Source organism: Rhodococcus sp. WAY2, assembly GCF_009859915.1.
GTDB classification, from domain to species: domain Bacteria; phylum Actinomycetota; class Actinomycetes; order Mycobacteriales; family Mycobacteriaceae; genus Rhodococcus_F; species Rhodococcus_F oxybenzonivorans.
Genome location: NZ_CP046572.1, coordinates 5,515,033 through 5,529,348 on the forward strand (window position 1 = coordinate 5,515,033; position 14,316 = coordinate 5,529,348).

16 protein-coding genes are annotated in these 14,316 nt (G+C 67.1%); 12 read left to right on the top strand and 4 right to left on the bottom strand.

Annotation, left to right across the window (positions count from 1 at the left end; translation table 11 throughout):
* Positions 1–75: 75 nt before the first annotated feature.
* From GFS60_RS24785 to GFS60_RS24795, 4 genes are all read left to right on the top strand, one after another.
* Complete coding sequence (locus GFS60_RS24785) at positions 76–1,896, top strand: ABC transporter family substrate-binding protein (protein ID WP_159925384.1); 1,821 nt, start codon at positions 76–78, stop codon at positions 1,894–1,896.
* The gene (gene mshB, locus GFS60_RS24790; RefSeq protein ID WP_159925386.1) at positions 1,893–2,771 is read left to right on the top strand and encodes an N-acetyl-1-D-myo-inositol-2-amino-2-deoxy-alpha-D-glucopyranoside deacetylase; all 879 of its coding nucleotides are present in this window, start codon (positions 1,893–1,895) and stop codon (positions 2,769–2,771) included. The genes GFS60_RS24785 and mshB overlap by 4 nt, the downstream gene beginning before the upstream one ends.
* A gap of 120 nt (positions 2,772–2,891) precedes the next feature.
* Complete coding sequence (locus tag GFS60_RS38705; protein ID WP_201453444.1) at positions 2,892–3,050, top strand: hypothetical protein; 159 nt, start codon at positions 2,892–2,894, stop codon at positions 3,048–3,050.
* A gap of 14 nt (positions 3,051–3,064) precedes the next feature.
* Positions 3,065–3,475 (top strand): hypothetical protein, encoded by a 411-nt coding sequence (locus GFS60_RS24795; protein ID WP_159925388.1) that lies wholly within the window; start codon positions 3,065–3,067, stop codon positions 3,473–3,475.
* 27 nt (positions 3,476–3,502) lie between these two features.
* On the opposite strand, the gene GFS60_RS24800 is transcribed toward GFS60_RS24795, so the two are convergent.
* The gene (locus GFS60_RS24800) at positions 3,503–3,874 is read right to left on the bottom strand and encodes a VOC family protein (protein WP_109331918.1); all 372 of its coding nucleotides are present in this window, start codon (positions 3,872–3,874) and stop codon (positions 3,503–3,505) included.
* A gap of 39 nt (positions 3,875–3,913) precedes the next feature.
* Between GFS60_RS24800 and GFS60_RS24805 the strand changes: the two genes are divergently transcribed.
* Positions 3,914–4,756: a uroporphyrinogen-III synthase gene (locus GFS60_RS24805; protein WP_159925390.1), complete on the top strand. Its 843-nt coding sequence runs from the start codon at positions 3,914–3,916 to the stop codon at positions 4,754–4,756.
* A 56-nt stretch (positions 4,757–4,812) separates the two neighbouring features.
* Here GFS60_RS24805 and GFS60_RS24810 read toward each other — a convergent pair whose 3' ends face one another.
* From GFS60_RS24810 to GFS60_RS24820, 3 genes are read right to left on the bottom strand one after another with little or no spacing between them, the layout of a single operon-like run.
* A complete protein-coding gene (locus GFS60_RS24810) occupies positions 4,813–5,526 on the bottom strand; it encodes a uracil-DNA glycosylase (RefSeq protein ID WP_159925392.1) in 714 nt (237 codons plus the stop codon).
* The gene (locus tag GFS60_RS24815; RefSeq protein WP_159925394.1) at positions 5,511–7,052 is read right to left on the bottom strand and encodes a PH domain-containing protein; all 1,542 of its coding nucleotides are present in this window, start codon (positions 7,050–7,052) and stop codon (positions 5,511–5,513) included. The genes GFS60_RS24810 and GFS60_RS24815 overlap by 16 nt, the downstream gene beginning before the upstream one ends.
* Positions 7,049–7,552, bottom strand: a complete 504-nt coding sequence (locus GFS60_RS24820; protein WP_159925396.1) for a PH domain-containing protein — start codon at positions 7,550–7,552, stop codon at positions 7,049–7,051. Before GFS60_RS24820 ends, GFS60_RS24815 begins: the two co-directional genes overlap by 4 nt.
* A gap of 82 nt (positions 7,553–7,634) precedes the next feature.
* Here GFS60_RS24820 and GFS60_RS24825 point away from each other — a divergent pair, with 82 nt between their 5' ends.
* The 7 genes from GFS60_RS24825 (at position 7,635) to GFS60_RS24855 (ending at position 14,221) form a co-directional block, all read left to right on the top strand.
* On the top strand, positions 7,635–7,820 hold the full coding sequence (locus GFS60_RS24825; RefSeq protein WP_109331905.1) for a hypothetical protein: 186 nt from the start codon (positions 7,635–7,637) through the stop codon (positions 7,818–7,820).
* Between the two features lie 100 nt (positions 7,821–7,920).
* A complete protein-coding gene (locus GFS60_RS24830; RefSeq protein WP_236603525.1) occupies positions 7,921–10,494 on the top strand; it encodes a bifunctional FO biosynthesis protein CofGH in 2,574 nt (857 codons plus the stop codon).
* Positions 10,491–11,258, top strand: coding sequence for a hypothetical protein (locus GFS60_RS24835; RefSeq protein ID WP_159925398.1), 768 nt, complete (start codon positions 10,491–10,493; stop codon positions 11,256–11,258). The genes GFS60_RS24830 and GFS60_RS24835 overlap by 4 nt, the downstream gene beginning before the upstream one ends.
* A 98-nt stretch (positions 11,259–11,356) precedes the next feature.
* Positions 11,357–11,680: a ferredoxin gene (gene fdxA / locus GFS60_RS24840; RefSeq protein ID WP_109331903.1), complete on the top strand. Its 324-nt coding sequence runs from the start codon at positions 11,357–11,359 to the stop codon at positions 11,678–11,680.
* A 2-nt stretch (positions 11,681–11,682) separates the two neighbouring features.
* Positions 11,683–12,783 (top strand): succinyldiaminopimelate transaminase, encoded by a 1,101-nt coding sequence (dapC, locus tag GFS60_RS24845; protein WP_109331902.1) that lies wholly within the window; start codon positions 11,683–11,685, stop codon positions 12,781–12,783.
* Positions 12,784–12,815: 32 nt separating this feature from the next.
* A complete protein-coding gene (locus tag GFS60_RS24850) occupies positions 12,816–13,766 on the top strand; it encodes a hypothetical protein (RefSeq protein ID WP_159925400.1) in 951 nt (316 codons plus the stop codon).
* A 41-nt stretch (positions 13,767–13,807) separates the two neighbouring features.
* Complete coding sequence (locus tag GFS60_RS24855; RefSeq protein ID WP_159925401.1) at positions 13,808–14,221, top strand: PPOX class F420-dependent oxidoreductase; 414 nt, start codon at positions 13,808–13,810, stop codon at positions 14,219–14,221.
* Positions 14,222–14,316: the final 95 nt, after the last annotated feature.

Here is a 14,316-nt window from a genome sequence, read left to right on the forward strand (position 1 = left end):
GTCGATCGCCGACCGAAGGTACATTCGCTCGAGGGTTTCCGGAGCCTTCCGGTATCTCTGAGGAAAGGCGGCGCGGTGGTTGCTGGGGGTTCGATCGACAGAGCGTGGGGAGTTCGGCGTCGAAGGCGTGGCAGCGGGCTCGTGACCACCGCGGTGTTTCTCGCAGTGTCCACGACGGTCCTCACCTCGTGTACGGCCGACCCGCCGCCTCCCGTCGAGAGCACCGACAGCCCCAAACCCACCGTCTCACCCACGGAGAAGCAGCCCGTCGTGGTGGCCATCGACGACGTCGGCAGTGGATTCAACCCGCATCTCCTGTCGGATCAGTCGCCGGCGAACTCCGCCGTCAGTGCACTCGTCCTTCCGAGCCCGTTCCGCCCCGTCCCCGACCCGCAGCGTGTGGGTGGCAGTAACTGGATCCCCGATACCTCGCTCGTGATATCCGCCGAGGTCTCGTCGCAGGAACCGTTCACCATCACCTATCAGTTACGCAACGAAGCGCAATGGTCCGACGGTGCGCCGATCGCCGCGGAGGATTTCCGCTACCTGTGGCAGCAGATGATCAGCGCCCCGGGAGCCGTCGACCCGGCCGGCTATCAACTCATCGAGGACGTGCGGTCGTCGGGCGGTGGCAAGACTGTGAACGTGGTGATGAAGTCCGCGTACCCGGCGTGGCGAGAGCTGTTCACCGACCTCCTGCCGTCGCACCTGATCAAGGATTCGCCGGGGGGATTCGCCACCGGGCTGTCCGAGAACATTCCGGTGTCGGGCGCACACTTCCACATCAAAAACATCGACCGCGGTCGCGACGAAATTCTGCTCGAACGTAACGATCGATTCTGGGACAAGCCGGCGACCCCGGACCAGATACTCATGCGGCGTGACGGAACCCCCGCGCAGCTCGCCGACTCGATGCGCAACAACGACACGCAGATCGTGCAGATTCACGGCGGCACAGCCACTTCCGCTCAGCTCGCGGCGATCCCGACCGTGCGCACGGGTGCGTCGTTCCAGCCGCGAGGGCTGTCGCTGACCCTCAACGGACGGGTGCCCGAACTCGCGGACGTCCGGGTACGGCGGAGTCTGCTGGACTTGCTCGATACCGACCTTCTGGCGGTCGTCGGGGCGGGAAGCGAAGCGGCCGCCGTACCCACCCGCTCGCAGGTGTACGCCCCGTCCGACCCGGGTTACACCGCTACCGCCCCCGCGCGCCCGTCCCGCGAACAGGTGCTGGCGCAGCTCGCGGAATACGGCTATGTCTCCGACATTGCCGCGCCCACTCCCGATCCCGCCGCAACCGTGCCGCAGGTGAGGCTCGTCCGTGGTGGCGTGCCGCTCTCGCTCGTCATCGGAACTCCGGAGGGGGATGACACCGCAAATGCTGTCGCGAACACGGCTGCCGACCAACTGCGTAGTGCCGGAGTGGACGCCAGTGTGCAAGCAATACCCGCGGAGGAGTTGTACGGAGAAGCGTTGACGAGCGGCGAGATCGGTGCCGTCGTCGGATGGTCCCGCGACGGTTCCGATCCGGCAACCGCGCTGGCCTCCCGGCACAGTTGCCCGCCCGCCGCAGCGACGAACACGCCGGCTCGAGCCGAAGGGGCTGCACCGGAAGGGAATTCCGCCGCAGAGGCGGAAGCGCCGTCCAATCTGTCCGGCCTGTGCGACCCCTCGCTGCAGCCCGCGATCGACGCCGCGTTGCGCGGTGCGGGTGACGTATCCCAGGCTCTGGCCGACGCAGATCGCCGACTGTGGGATCTTGCTGCCGTGCTACCGATCATGCAGGACCGCACGTTGGTGGCGGTAGGGCCCGGTGTCGAGGGAGTGTCGCTGTCGGGCGCTGTGCCGGTAGGGATTTTCAGTGACGCGTCCGGTTGGAGCAGGATCGAGGAATGACCGATCGGCGCCTTCTCTTCATCCATGCCCATCCCGACGACGAAACGATCACCACCGGTGGCACCATCGCGCATTACGCCGCCGAGGGTGTCGAGGTACACGTCCTGACCTGCACGCTGGGTGAGGAAGGCGAGGTGATCGGGGACGAGTGGGCCGGGCTCGTTGCCGGTGCCGCCGATCAGCTCGGCGGATACCGGATCGGCGAACTGAGGTCTGCCCTGTCGATTCTCGGCGCCGGCCGGCCGCGGTTCCTGTTAGGGGCGGGGCACTTTCGCGATTCGGGAATGGCGGGTACGCCCTCGGCAGCTCATCCGCGCGCCTTCGTCAACGCCGACAAAGAAACGGCGATCGTAGCCTTGGTGGCGGTCATCCGGGAGCTGCGACCGCACGTCGTCGTCACCTACGACGAGCACGGCGGCTACGGGCACCCCGACCACATCCAGGCGCATCGCCTCACGGAGGCGGCGGTAGAGGCGTCGGGGACGACGACATTTCCCGACGCCGGTGAGCCGTGGCCGGTGGCCAAGCTGTACTGGACGGTCACCGAGGCGAGCGCGCTCGAATCGGGGATCTGCCGGATCGGCGACCTCCCCGAAGGATGGCGACTGCCCGAGCCCGGCGAACTACCGAGCGTGCCCGACTCCCAGGTCACCACGGTGATCGACGTGCGGGCGGTGCTGGACGCCAAGCAGGCCGCACTCGCGGCTCATGCCACGCAGGTGAGGGTGGCGCCCGGAGGTGCCGAGTTCGCGCTCTCCAACGCCGTCGCCCAGCCGATCCTTTCGGAGGAACACTTCGTGCTGGCCCGTGGTCGGTCGGGGGAGGTCGACGACCGTGGTCGTGAGCGTGACCTCTTCGCCGGTGTAGAGCTCTGACCTCTGCGGTGCCGGGCATGACCGCACTTAACTGTGACTGGCATTACGTATTACACTGTGGCGCACATCACGCAGTGGCTCAGTCCGAGTCCGTGTGACGCCCGTCAGGAGAGGTCTTCGATGTACAACTGGGATGTTCAGAACGCCATAGTGGCGTTCGTCGACTCGCTGAGGCCGTCATGGCCCGCTCAGCGCGAGCTGTACTACAGCGTGCTGTATGGATTTGCCGACATGCAGAGTCACTTGCTGACCCTGCTGGGTTACCCACCGGTCCCCTGATCCACTATTGACACATGGCCGTCGGCACCGCAGAAAAACGTGAACATACGGACGTTCTGGCAAGGGCCACCCTTGCCCTGCTGGTGTTCGACGGCCTTTTGTGTGCCGTCCTCGCCGTACTTTTCCTTCCGCTGTACCTCGGGGCGACGCCGTTCCCGGTGAGCATCCTCGTCGCCGGAGCGGTCAATGTGGCATTGGTGATCGCCGCGCGGTCCGCGACCGGCCGGGTGGGCGCCGCAGTCCTCCCACTCGTCGGGTGGATCGTGGGTTTCCTGCTCTGCATGCTCGGGGGGCCGGGCGGCGACGTTCTCCTGCTCGCGTCCGTGTGGACCCTGCTGCTGTTTCTCGGCGCGTTGATTCCGCCTGCCGCATATCTCTGGAAGGTCGGGTCGCCGCTGCCGCCCACGTCCCCAGTTCCTGCCTGAGCGCCTGGACCTCTGGGTACCCGACCTTCAGTACGCGACCGGGTGCTGCGGCTGATAGACCATCATCTCGCCGGCGCCGGGAATCCTCAGCGCGGTGGTCAGGCCGTACCCCTCGTCGCGAACGTCGCGGGTGAACTCGGCGCCCTTCGCCTTCAACTCGGCAACTGTCGCCTCGATGTCGTCGCAGACGAGCGAAATCTCATGGTGAGGCTGCGTCGACCACGGCTCCCCGCCGCGGTCGTCCGACGTGGGATGCACGCCCATCTCGGAGGGGCCGGTGCGGAAAATGAGCCACCCGCCTCCCGCGTCCACGTGGTCCCAGCCCAGCACGTCCCGGAAGAAGTCGCGGGCAGCTTCGGCGTCGTCGGCATAGACGAGCGTGTGCACGGCAGTGATCATCTCGTCAGCATAAGCCGGAACGTCCGTCACACTGGGACAATGTCGAACGATGAACTTGCGGGACTGACCATCGCCGTCACCGCCGAACGCCGAGCCGCGGAGTTCATCACGCTGCTCGAACGTCACGGTGCCACCGTGACGCACACACCTGCCATCCACGTGCTGCCGTTGGTCGACGACTCCGATCTGAAAGCGCGAACGGCCGACATCATCGCCTCTCCGCCGGACCTCGTCGTGATCAGTACGGCCGTCGGCTTCCGGGGGTGGATGGACGCCGCACGGGCCTGGGGTAACGACGAGGCCCTCGTCGGCGCGTTGAGCTCGGCACGCATCATCACCCGCGGTCCCAAAGCCAAGGGCGCCGTACGCGGTGCGGGCCTGCGGGAGGAGTGGTCGCCGGAGACGGAGTCGTCCGAGGAAGTGTCGCAACACCTCATCGCCGAGGGAGTGCAGGGGCTACACGTTGCGGTCCAACTGCACGGCACGATCACGGAGTGGGAACCGATCACTGATTTGAGCGTCTCCCTGGCCGAGGCGGGCGCGCGGACCACCGCGGTGTCGGTGTACCGGTGGATACGGCCCGTCGATCAACGACCCCTGCGGGCGCTGGTCGACGGCATCACCGGTGGTGACGTCGACGCGGTCACCTTCACCAGCGCGCCGGCGGTGTCCTCGCTGCTGAGCACTGCGAAGGACGTCGGACGCGTCGACGCTCTCGTCCGCGCGTTCAACGGGCCGGTGGCCGCGATCTGCGTCGGTTCGGTGACGGCGTCGCCTCTCACCGTGCTCGGTGTCGACACCATGCAACCCACCCGCTCACGGTTGGGCAGCATGGCCAAATACATCATCGAGGAACTGCCCAACCGGCGCCAACTGGGGTGAACGGCACTTTCGGCGCTTCAGACGGGTCGGATGTACCGTTCGCCCGGGGAGCCGGATCAGCCCATCAACCCGGCCGCGCGTGCGCCGTCGGAGAGCACCGACTCGAGCATCGCGGGGGTGAGCCGGCCGGTGAAGGTGTTCTGCTGGCTGACGTGGTAACACCCGAACAGGTGCAGAGGGCCGGTCCGGCCGGCGAGTTCGACGTGGGCGCCGTGGCCGAACTTCGGGCGGGGTCGCGGGACGACCCATCCGGCGTCCTCCAGCACGGGCAGCAGTGCCTGCCAGCCGAATCCGCCGAGCACGATCACCGAGCGCAGCCGAGGCTGCAGGATTCTCAATTCGGCGTCGAGCCAGCGACGGCAGGTCTGCCGTTCCACAGGCGTGGGTTTGTTGTCGGGCGGCGCACAGTGCACGGGTGCCGTGACCCTGGTGCCGAACAGTTCGAGTCCGTCACCGATGTGCGTGGCGGTCGGCTGACTTGCCAGACCGACGGCATGCAGCGCCGCGTAGAGGAAGTCGCCGCTGCGGTCGCCGGTGAACATCCGCCCCGTCCGGTTTCCGCCGTGTGCGGCAGGAGCGAGTCCGACGATCAGCATGGCGGCGTCGGGTGGTCCGAATCCCGGAACGGGTCGGCCCCAGTATGTTTCGTTCCGGTAGGCGGCGCGCTTCTCGAGAGCCACCTTCTCTCGCCACTCCACCAGACGTGGGCAGGCGCGGCAGTCGACGAGTTCGGCGTCGAGGCGCGCAAGATCGTTCAGCGGCGCGCCCACACGTCACCTCCCCCAGGAGTCACGGAGTCGACGAGAGTCCACGCCTGATCGGCAGGGAGGTCGATCACGAGGTACTTTCCGGTGCCCGCGGGGGTGGCGGCGATGACGGTGGCCACCCCCGACCGGCGTTGGAAGAACGTCTGGCGGACGGTCCAACCGATGATGCCGTTCGCCTCGAGGCTGTCGCGGGCCCGGTCGAGGGAGCCGCTGCGGGTGATCAGCCAACCGGGAAGAATCGCGTGGCCGAGCCCGCGGTACCGGTCCCAGGCGAGGGCAGCTCCGGCGACCGTGGCCACACCGATTCCTGCCCACACGGGCCAGATCACCGGACGGCCGACCCCCGCGAGGACGAGCGCGGCAAGCAGTGCGACACCCGCCGGGATCAGCGCCCTCGTGTATCGCCGCCGTCGTGCGGCAGCTCCGTGCGGCCTCAGTGCCACCGCGGCTTGACGACTGTCTCCGATCACCGTGGCCATCACCCGTTCGGCTTCACGGCGCGGCGCTTGGGGAAGCAGAAGCGAGGACTCGTGTTTCTCGGCGCTGACCCCGGTCATGACGGCGTCGAGCCGGGCACCGCCGGCCAGCCGGAGAAGCAACGGCTCCTTCAAGGTCGTGCCCCGCAACCGTGCACGGTCGAGCGTCGTCTGCCGGGTCTTCAGGAGACCGTGGCTGACCTGCAGTGTCCGTCCGTTGTCGGTGAGGGTCAGGTTGCCGTACGCCAGGAGATAGCGAATACATGCCAGTGCACTGGCAGCGATCAGGATTACGACGATTCCGAAGACCACCACGAGCGCGATACCGAGCCGCTCGGCCGATTCGATACCTTCGGTCACCGTCGAGGACCGTGCGATCTCGCGGGCGATTCCGTACTGGAATGCGATGCCGACGATCGCGCCGATGGTGACGACGCCCGTCAGCGAGAACGGGGCGTATCGCACCCAGGAGGGCCTCCAGTGCCCGATCTCGTGTACGGGACGCTCGGCGGCGATCGTGCCGGGTCCGGGCACTGTTTCGGGTGTGTGGGAGAGCAGTGCGGCGCGCAGATCCGGTACGAGGACGGCGGAGAGGGCATTGAGTTCGAACTTCGCCGCGTCCGGCTTGGAACCGACCTGTTGTCCCGTGCCGATCCGGACGATCGATAATCCGAGCAGGCGATGCAGCACTCCCGCCTCGACATCCACCGAGCGGATGCGGTTCCGGGGAATGGAGAGGAGTCGTTTGCGGAAGAGTCCCTGCCTCAATTGCACGTGGACGGGACCGATGCGGTAGCTCGTGGTGAACCAGCGCGAGAGGCCGAGTGCCACGAACGCCGCCACCGCGATCAGACCCCACACGTGGTTCCCACTCTGGCTGCCGACGATCAGCGACAGCAACAGGACGGGCAGCAGCTTCACGATCTCGCTCACCGGATGAACCAGCAGCATCCGCCGATCCAGGCGGAGCCAAGGTTGTTCTGCCTCGGCAGCGGCCGCGGCCTCCCCCTGAGCGAGGGGAGGCGCGACTCCGGGCGGCGGCGGCGCAGTCACGTGGCGTCGCCGACGTTGGTTCCGGCGATCTCGGTGAGCTGGGCCACGGTGCGATCTGCGGTGTCCTGGTCGAGGGCGGTGATCTTGACGGCACCGGCCGACGACGCCGTGGTCACAGTGACTGTGGCGAGACCGAGCATGCGGTCGATCGGGCCGCGTTCGGTGTCGACCGTCTGCACCCGGGAGATCGGGGCGATGCGCCGTTCCTGCGTGAACCATCCGGTGCGCGTGTATACGGCGGTGTCGCTGATCTCCCAGCGATGCACGCGATAGCGCCAGAACGGAACGACGGTGACATGCAACAGGGCGAGGACGACAGTGACGGCTGCAACGCTGATCTGAGCCCAGGTCGGCCACCAGGTGCCGACGAAGGCACCCACCGCCTGGAGGGCGAAGACCGGGAGCCACAAGAGTGCGGCGTTGATGGCCCACAGCTGCCTGGCTCGCGGGCTGGGCCGCCACAGCGGATCGGCCATGGTGACGGTAGCGGGCGCACTCATGCCCCTACTTTGGCCGTGCACCGGCATTCTGTCGAGAACAGACCTATCGTGGGAGGACCCCCGAAGCGAAAGGAGCGCAGACATGACGTCATTCGATGCGGCCAACTCTCCGGAGGTTCCCGAGGCCGACCGTCTGGAGCAGGAACTGGCCGTCGACGACGAGCCCACTGACCAGGTAGAAGGGGTGTCGTCCTTGGAAGTGAACGAGGCGGATGCCGCGGAGCAGAGCCGAGTCGTCCCGGACGACGAAGACTATCCGCGCGAATAGCGTTACGGGCCGCTCGGGGGAGTCTGAGTGGCACGTGCGCGAGTGGGTGGCGCATGATCGCTGGGTGACCCATTCAGGTGAAGAGACCGGCCGGCCCACCATGCTTCCCATACCGGGTATTCGAGCGGCGACCTCGACTGGCGCATCGGTGCAGGAAGTGGCGCCTTCTGCCTCGGCTATGCGGCGTGTGTTGCGGCGTGCCCGGGACGGTGCGACGTTGAATGTCGACGAGGCCACTGTTCTGTTGCAGGCGCGTGGTGATGATCTGGTCGATCTGTGTGCGTCGGCGGCGAAGGTGCGTGATGCGGGGTTGCTGGCGGCGGGCAGACCCGGGGCGGTCACGTATTCACGCAAGGTGTTCATTCCGTTGACGCGGTTGTGCCGGGACAAGTGCCATTACTGCACGTTCGTGACCGTGCCGGGCAAGCTGCGGGCCGAGGGCCGGGGTGCGTATCTCGAGCCGGACGAGGTGCTCGAGATCGCCCGCCGGGGCGCCGAACTGGGTTGCAAGGAGGCCCTGTTCACGTTGGGAGATCGTCCCGAGGAGCGGTGGCCCGAGGCCAAGCAGTGGCTCGACGAGCGCGGTTACGATTCGACGCTCGACTATCTGCGGGCGATGTCGATCCGGGTGCTCGAGGAGACCGGGCTGTTGCCGCACCTGAATCCCGGGGTGATGAACTGGGAAGAGATCTCCCGCCTCAAGCCGGTGGCGCCGTCGATGGGGATGATGCTCGAGACCACGGCCACCCGGTTGTTCACCGACAAGGGTGAATGCCATTACGGCAGCCCGGACAAGGATCCGGCGGTGCGGCTGCGCACGCTCACCGACGCGGGGCGGTTGAACGTGCCGTTCACGACGGGAATTTTGGTGGGTATCGGCGAGAGCGTGCGCGAGCGGGCCGAGTCGATCATGGCGATCCGCAAATCGCACAAGGCGTTCGGGCACATTCAGGAAGTGATCATCCAGAACTTCCTGGCCAAACCGGATACCGCGATGCGCGATGTCCCCGATGCCGGTCTCGACGAATTCCTGGCGTCCATTGCGGTATCGCGGTTGCTGCTCGGGCCGGGGATGCGGATCCAGTCACCACCCAACCTGGTCTCGAACACCGAATGTGCGGCGTTGCTCGGTGCCGGTGTCGACGACTGGGGTGGGGTGTCGCCGTTGACCCCGGACCATGTGAACCCCGAACGCCCGTGGCCGAATCTGGACACCCTGGCCGAGATCACCGCGCAGGCCGGGTTCGTGCTCACCGAACGCACGGCGGCGCAGCCACAGTTCGTGCTCGCCGGCTCGCCGTGGATCGATCCGCGGATCCTCGGGCACGTGCAGGCCCTCGCCGACCCGGACACCGGGTTGGCGCGGCCGGAGACGGTCCCGGTCGGGTTGCCGTGGCAGGAGCCGGACGAGTCGTGGGAGTCGACCGGGCGGGTGGATCTGCACACCGGAATCGACACCGACGGCCGCAACACCGACACCCGCAGCGACCTGGGCAGTGCGTTCGGGGACTGGGAGACCGTCCGCGAGCAGGTCCTCGAACTCAGTGGCCCGGTGCGGGTGGACACCGATGTGCTGGCGGCGTTGCGCAGCGCCGAACGCGACCCGGCCGGATGCACCGACGACGAGTACCTGGCGTTGGCCACGGCCGAGGGTCCGGGTCTCGAGGCGATGGTGGCGCTGGCCGACGCCCTGCGCCAGGAGGCGGTCGGCGACGAGGTCACGTATGTGGTGAACCGGAACATCAACTTCACCAACATCTGCTACACCGGCTGCCGGTTCTGCGCGTTCGCGCAACGCAAGGGTGATGCGGATGCGTTCACCCTGTCGACGTCCGAGGTCGCGGACCGGGCCTGGGAAGCGCACGTCGCCGGGGCCACCGAGGTGTGCATGCAGGGGGGTATCGATCCGGAGTTGCCGGTCACCGGGTACGCCGATCTGGTGCGGGCGGTGAAGAAGCGGGTGCCGTCGATGCATGTGCATGCGTTCTCGCCGATGGAGATCGTCAACGGTGCCGCCAAGGGTGGGCAGAGCATCCGGGACTGGCTCACCGAATTGCGGGAGGCGGGTCTGGACACCATTCCGGGCACGGCCGCGGAGATCCTCGACGACGAGGTCCGTTGGGTGCTGACGAAGGGGAAGTTGCCCACGGCCACCTGGGTGGAGGTGGTCACCACCGCGCACGAGGTGGGGCTGCGGTCGAGTTCGACGATGATGTACGGCCATGTCGACAATCCGAAGCACTGGGTGGGGCATCTGCGGGTGCTGTCCGGGATTCAGGACCGGACCGGTGGTTTCACCGAGTTCGTGCCGTTGCCGTTCGTGCATCAGAGCGCGCCGCTGTATCTCGCGGGTGCCTCGCGTCCTGGCCCGACCAACCGCGACAACCGCGCGGTGCATGCGCTGGCCCGGATCATGCTGCACGGGCGGATCCCGAACATTCAGACCAGTTGGGTCAAGCTCGGTGTCACGGGTACTCAGGTGATGTTGCAGGGCGGTGCCAACGATCTCGGCGGCACCCTGATGGAGGAAACCATCTCCCGGATGGCCGGGTCCGAGCACGGTTCCGAGAAGACCGTCGCCGAACTACGGGCCATCGCCGAGGGCATCGGCCGCCCGGCACGCGAACGCACCACCACCCACGCCCGACGCGAAGGAAGGTCACCGGCAGCATGAGCGATACGGATCGGCTCGGAGACGACAAGGTCGTCGCGATACTGGATCGGGCCGCGCGCGGCATCAACCCTGTGCTCGATCTGGCACTGACGGACCCGTTCGGAATCAAGGGCCGGACGTTCGTCCCGACACCGGAGGAGCGCAGCGCCGCAGAAGCCCTGCTCGACGGCATCGCCTGGGTGCTGGACACGATCCAGTTCCCGGGAACGGCGTCGTGGGAGAAGGCGACCGACGACGAACGCGCTCGGTGGTGGGTGACGCGCATCGGGGCACTCAACACGATCGCGGTCGCGTTTCCGGGCATGTTCGGCGTTCTCCTGAACCGATTGCCCATCCGAGACCTGCTCGGGTTCGCGAACCAGGCTCTGGTACTTGTCGCCGTCGCGCGGGAGCACGGTGTCACCGAGCGGGCCGAGCAGGTGGAGCTGCTGGCATCGGTGCTGTGCCGGCGTGAGGCCGACGCTCGCGCCCTGTCTGCCGACGGTGACGAGCCCCGCCCCGACACAGGGGAGTCGTCGTGGCGTCCGTTCGCACTGATAGGCGTCTTGTGGCGCACGGCCCGCACGCTGCGTGCACTCACCACCGAGCTCGATCAACGGCCGGGGCCGGGTAGCACCTACTCTCTGCTCGGCAACGTGCCGGTGATCGGTGTGGTGGCCGCGTATCTCGGTGAACGGGGAGCGCTGGCGCGGGCGGCGAAGCAGGGTGAGCAATGGATCAGCTCCCGCGCGGCGCTCACCCCGGGACTGCGCCGGGTCAGGTAACCCTCAGCGAAAAGTGGGAGTCCGGGCAGGGGATAATAGGGTCTTCTGCGGGTCTTCCGCAGCTCGTTGGTGGCGTCAGAAAGGCAGGGAGAGCGGCAGTGCCCTACACGATTGCTGAACCGTGCGTAGATGTGTTGGACAAGGCATGTATCGAGGAGTGCCCTGTCGACTGCATCTACGAGGGCGGGCGGATGCTCTACATCCATCCCGACGAGTGTGTGGACTGCGGTGCCTGTGAACCTGTCTGCCCGGTAGAAGCCATCTTCTACGAAGACGACGTCCCGGAACAGTGGAACGGCTACATCGCCGCCAACGTCGATTTCTTCGACGACCTCGGATCCCCCGGTGGCGCAGCGAAGTTGGGCAAGGTCGATTACGACCCACCGTTCATCAAGGCGTTGCCGCCCATGGGCGAGGACTAGATGTGCCGCGTATCTCGGTAGCCAAGGCACTTCCCGACTTTCCCTGGGACTCGCTCGAGTCGGCCAAGGCGAAAGCACTCGCGCACCCGGGCGGCATCGTCAACCTGTCGGTGGGCACGCCCGTCGATCCCGTTGCGCCGATCATCCAGGAGGCGCTGGCCGCGGTCGCGGCTGTCCCCGGATATCCGACGACGCACGGCACGGAGGAGTTGCGTGTCGCTGCCGTCGAGTCGCTGAAACGCCGGTACGGGATCGCGGGGATCGATCCGGTCTCGGTGCTCCCCGCCATCGGTACCAAGGAACTGATTGCCTGGCTGCCCAGCCTCCTCGGGCTCGGGTCCGACGATCTGGTGGTCATTCCGGAACTCGCGTATCCCACGTACGAGGTGGGGGCGCTTCTCGCGGGTGCCCGCGTGATCCGCGCCGACGGGCTCAACCGGTTGGGGCCGGAGGCTGCGTCCCTCATCTTCGTCAATTCGCCGTCCAACCCCACCGGTAAGGTGCTGGGCCTCGAACATCTGCGCAAGGTGGTCGACTGGGCGCGGCGGCGCGGCGCCCTCGTCGTCTCCGACGAGTGCTACCTGGGACTTACCTGGGAGGGTGAGGCGCTGTCGATCCTCGACGAGCGGGTGAACGACGGCGATCTCACCGGCTTGCTCGCCGTGCACTCCCTGTCGAAGACGTCGAATCTTGCGAGCTACCGCGCCGGATTCGTCACCGGTGATCCCGTGCTGGTTGCCGAACTGCTCGAGGTGCGCAAGCACGCTGGGATGATGGTGCCACTGCCCATCCAGTCGGCGATGACGGCCGCGCTGTCCGACGACGAGCACGAGAACGAGCAGCGCGAACGCTATCGTCGTCGCCGCGACATCCTCCTCGCCGCAGTACGGGGTGCCGGGTTCACCGTCGACGATTCCGAGGCCGGGCTCTACATCTGGGCCACCCGCGGTGAGTCGTGCCGCGACACCGTCGAGTGGTTCGCCGATCGCGGCATTCTCGTCGCCCCGGGGGAGTTCTACGGTCCCCGCGGCGGCACGCATGTGCGGATCGCCCTGACGGCCAGTGACGAGCGGATCGAGGCGGCGGCCGAGCGGTTGCGCTGAGTGCGGTGGTTCGCGGTGACAGGATTGTGTCCGTGAACCTCGACGATGTCGCCGACGAGTTGTACGGCCTCGACCCCGGCGAGTTCGTCGCGGCGCGCACTGCTCGGGTGGAAGCGGCCCGTGCGGCTGGGGATCGTGCGCTGGCGACTGCCATCGGGAAGCTACGGAAACCGACGACGGTGGGGTGGCTGGTCAACCTACTCTCGCGCGAGTTGCCGGAGGAGGTGGGCGCGCTTTTGCAGTTGGGGGAGGCGCTTCGGGACGCTCAACGTCATCTGTCGGGGCCGGACCTTCGGAAACTGTCCGCCCAACGGCAGCAGGCAGTGAGCGCCCTCGCGCGCCGGGCGGGGGACATTGCGGCCGAACGCGGGCGGCAGGTCGGTGAAGACGCTTTACGCGAGGTGGGGCAGACGCTCACAGCGGCGCTCGCCGATTCCGACACGGCGGATCAGGTTCGGCTCGGCCGGATGGTGACTGCTGCGAGTTACAGCGGTTTCGGTCCGGCCGGACTGAGTGTCGTCTCGGGGAAGCCGGCGAAGAAGAGCGAGAAATCGGGGAGCCCGACCGCGTCGGACGCGGGTTCGTCCGCGAAGTCGGCTACCGAGTCCAAGCCGAAATCAGCGACCGAGTCCAAGCCGAGGTCGGCATCTCGGAAGGACACGAAGTCGGAGGCGCGCAAGCGCGACGCCGAGCGAGCGGCCGCCGAGACGGAGCTCGCCGAGGCCACGTCCCAAGCGGAGGAGATCCGGGACGCGCTGGGCAGTGCGCGGTCGGAACTCGAACAGGCGCGCTCGACGCTGGCGGAGATCGACCGGCGCATCGAGGAGTTGCGCGCGGAACTCGAACACGCTGAGCAGGAACGGCAGTTCACCCGGAACGCAGAGAAGGCGTCGGCGGAGAGCGTGCGTCGGACGGAACGGGAACTCGACCGGGCCGAACAGCGCGTGGACGAAGCGAAGCAGGCGGTCCGGGATCTTCGGTGAGCACTTGACCTCCAGCGTGGTTCAGGTTTTAGCGTGAGTTCATGCCTTTCACAGACGACGAACTCGCGTACCTGTCCACTCAGCGCCTCGGACGCCTCGCGACGGTCCAGCCCGACGGGACTTTGCAGGTCAGCCCTGTCGGCTTCCACTACAACCCCACGACGTCGACGATCGACATTCAGGGCTATCGCATGGCGGCGAGCCGGAAGTTCCGCAACGTCGCCGACAACGGGCGGGTGGCCTTCGTGGTAGATGATGTTCCTTCCGTCGATCCGTGGCGGGTGCGGTGCGTCGAGATCCGCGGCCGGGGGGAGGCGATCGACGCGGACGCTGCGCAGACGCAGGGCCTCGGTGGCCCGACGATTCGTATCCATCCGCGTCGCATCATCAGTTTCGGTCTCGGCGCCGCCGACCAGGACGTGCATCAGATGGTCTCGAACGCCCGCGACGTGTAGTCGCGGCCAAAACCGGATGGCTCCCCCTCTCCGGCGCTAACCTGGGCACAGGGTCCAACTCGGTCGGGTGTCCCGTCCGAAAAGTTCCCGTCACA